Origin of the sequence: Intrasporangium chromatireducens Q5-1, from assembly GCF_000576575.1 — a bacterium.
Classification (GTDB): Bacteria; Actinomycetota; Actinomycetes; order Actinomycetales; family Dermatophilaceae; genus Intrasporangium_A; species Intrasporangium_A chromatireducens.
On the sequence record NZ_AWQS01000404.1, the window covers coordinates 1 to 2,256 of the forward strand.

3 protein-coding genes are annotated in these 2,256 nt (G+C 70.1%); 1 reads left to right on the plus strand and 2 read right to left on the minus strand.

The features are described 5' to 3' along the window. Window positions 1–642: uridine kinase family protein (locus tag N864_RS21630; protein WP_051518916.1), on the plus strand; the 642-nt coding region annotated here is incomplete at its 5' end. 10 nt (window positions 643–652) lie between these two features. On the opposite strand, the gene N864_RS21635 is transcribed toward N864_RS21630, so the two are convergent. Both N864_RS21635 and N864_RS21640 read right to left on the minus strand, forming a co-directional pair. Further along, window positions 653–1,801 (minus strand): adenosine deaminase, encoded by a 1,149-nt coding sequence (locus N864_RS21635; RefSeq protein WP_034722333.1) that lies wholly within the window; start codon window positions 1,799–1,801, stop codon window positions 653–655. After that, window positions 1,798–2,169 (minus strand): cupin domain-containing protein, encoded by a 372-nt coding sequence (locus N864_RS21640; RefSeq protein ID WP_034722336.1) that lies wholly within the window; start codon window positions 2,167–2,169, stop codon window positions 1,798–1,800. The genes N864_RS21635 and N864_RS21640 overlap by 4 nt, the downstream gene beginning before the upstream one ends. Between the last annotated feature and the right edge of the window lie 87 nt (window positions 2,170–2,256).

Consider the following 2,256-nt stretch of genomic DNA (forward strand, 5'->3'; position numbering starts at 1 on the left):
TGCACTTCCGTCGATCGAGAGTGCACTTCCGGCGGCACGGAGCGCGCCCGCGTCATCCTCGTCATGGGCCCCAGCGGCTCGGGCAAGAGCCGCCTGTCCGCACGGCTCAACTCGGCCTACGGTTGGCCCATCGTCCGGCTCGATGACTTCTACCGGGAGGTCGACGACCCGGCCCTGCCCCGCTCGTCGCTCGGCATCCCCGACTGGGACCACCCGGACTCCTGGAATGCCGAGGCGGCCATCTCAGCCCTGCGCACGCTCGTCGACGAGGGACGGGTGGACCTGCCGCACTACGACATCGCGTCATCGCGGGTCACTGGCACGCATACGGTGACTGCGCGCCCGCAGGACCGGATCCTGGCGGAGGGCCTCTTCGCGGGTCGCCTGGCGGCACGGCTGCGCGCCGAGGGGCTGCTCGCCGAGGCGCTGTGCGTGCGCCGCAACCGATGGGTCACCTTCGGCCTGCGCCTCGCCCGCGACCTGTCCGAGCGCCGCAAGGCGCCGCACATCCTCGTCCGCCGTGGCCTGCGCCTGCTGCGCGACGAGCCGCGCGTGGTCGCCGAGGCACGCGTCGTCGGTGCCGTGCCGGTTCGGCCGAAACGTGCCGAGTCGATCCTCGCCGCGCACCTGCCGCGCCGCTGAGCCGCGCGACTCAGCTGGTCTCGGGCAGGAGCGGCACGTAGCCCGGCTTGATGATGTCGTTGATGATGCCGAGGCGCTGATCGAAGGGGATGAACGCGGACTTCATCGCGTTGATCGTGACCCACCGCAGGTCGGCGACGGTCCACTCCGCCTGTTCGGCGAGCAGCGTGGCCTCGCGGCTCGCGCTCGTGTGGCTCATCAGCCGGTTGTCTGTGTTGAGGGTGACCCGGAACAAGAGTCGCTTGAGCAGCGTGATGGGATGCAGCGAGATCGAGAGCGCCGCACCGGTCTGCAGGTTGCTGGTGGGACACATCTCGAGCGGGATCCGGCAGTCCCGGACATAGGCCGCCAGGCGCCCGAGCTGCACTCCGTCGAGGTCCACTTCGGCGAGGGCCCTGGCGTTGTCGCGGTGTGCCTCGAGCCAGGTGGCGAAGGGCAGGCCCTCGATCGTGATGTCGTCGACGATCCGGACGCCGTGGCCGAGCCGGTCCGCGCCACACCACTGGATCGCCTCCCAGATCGACGGCAGGCCGAACGCCTCCCCCGCATGGATGGTGAAGTGGGCGTTGGCCCGACGCAGGAACTCGAACGCGTCGAGGTGGCGCGTGGGCGGGTAACCGGCCTCCGCCCCCGCGATGTCGAAGCCGGCGACCCCGTCGTCGCGATAGCGGACCGCCAGCTCCGCGATCTCCCGGGAGTTGGCAGCATGCCGCATCGCCGTGAGCAGCGCGGTGACGCGAATGGGGCGACCCGCCTCGGCCGCCCTGGCCTCACCGTCGCGGAACCCCGCATTGACGACCTCGACGACGTCCTCAAGGGTGAGCCCCTGCCGAAGGTGCTGCTCGGGAGCGTAGCGGCTCTCGGCGTAGACGACGCCGTCCTTCGCCAAGTCCTGAGCGCACTCACTCGCGACTCGGAAGAGCCCTTCCTTCGTCTGCATGACGGCGAGGGTCTGGTCGAAGGTCTCGAGGTAGCGCGGCAGCGACCCCGAGTCGGCGCTGTCACGGAACCACCAGCCCAGGGCCTCGGCCTCTGTGCTGGGCAGATCGGTGTAGCCGATCTCGTCGGCCAGCTCGATGATCGTCTGCGGCCGCAGTCCGCCGTCGAGGTGGTCGTGCAGGAGGACCTTGGGGGCGACGACCAGCGGATCGTCGCTCACGCCTCGTCCTCACGGTTGACGCCGTCGTTGGTGAAGGCCGGCAGGCACACGGCGACGTACTCCGCGCCCTGGTCACCGCACGAGTAGCGGACTCGCTCGCCGCGGTGGGTGATCACCGTCTGGCCCGCCTCCACGGTCAGGACACCGGCGTCATGCTCGACAATGACCTGGCCACGCAGGACGACAGTGATCTCGTCGAAGTCCGGCGTCTGCGCGGGCTCCGACCAACCGGCCGGCGCGACCATGTGGGCGACGGACACCGAGGCGCCGAGGTTCAGATCGGGCGTCGTCACGGCCCCGACGTGCTCCTCGATGATCTTGCCGCCGGGGACGGGGATGCGGGTGGGCGCAGCGATGAGTTCAGGCACGGGACCACCCTACGCGGCCGCGACGTGGTCAGCAGAACAAGGTCGCACAATACAGAAAGGCGCCCCGCTCGACCGTGGTCGTGCGGG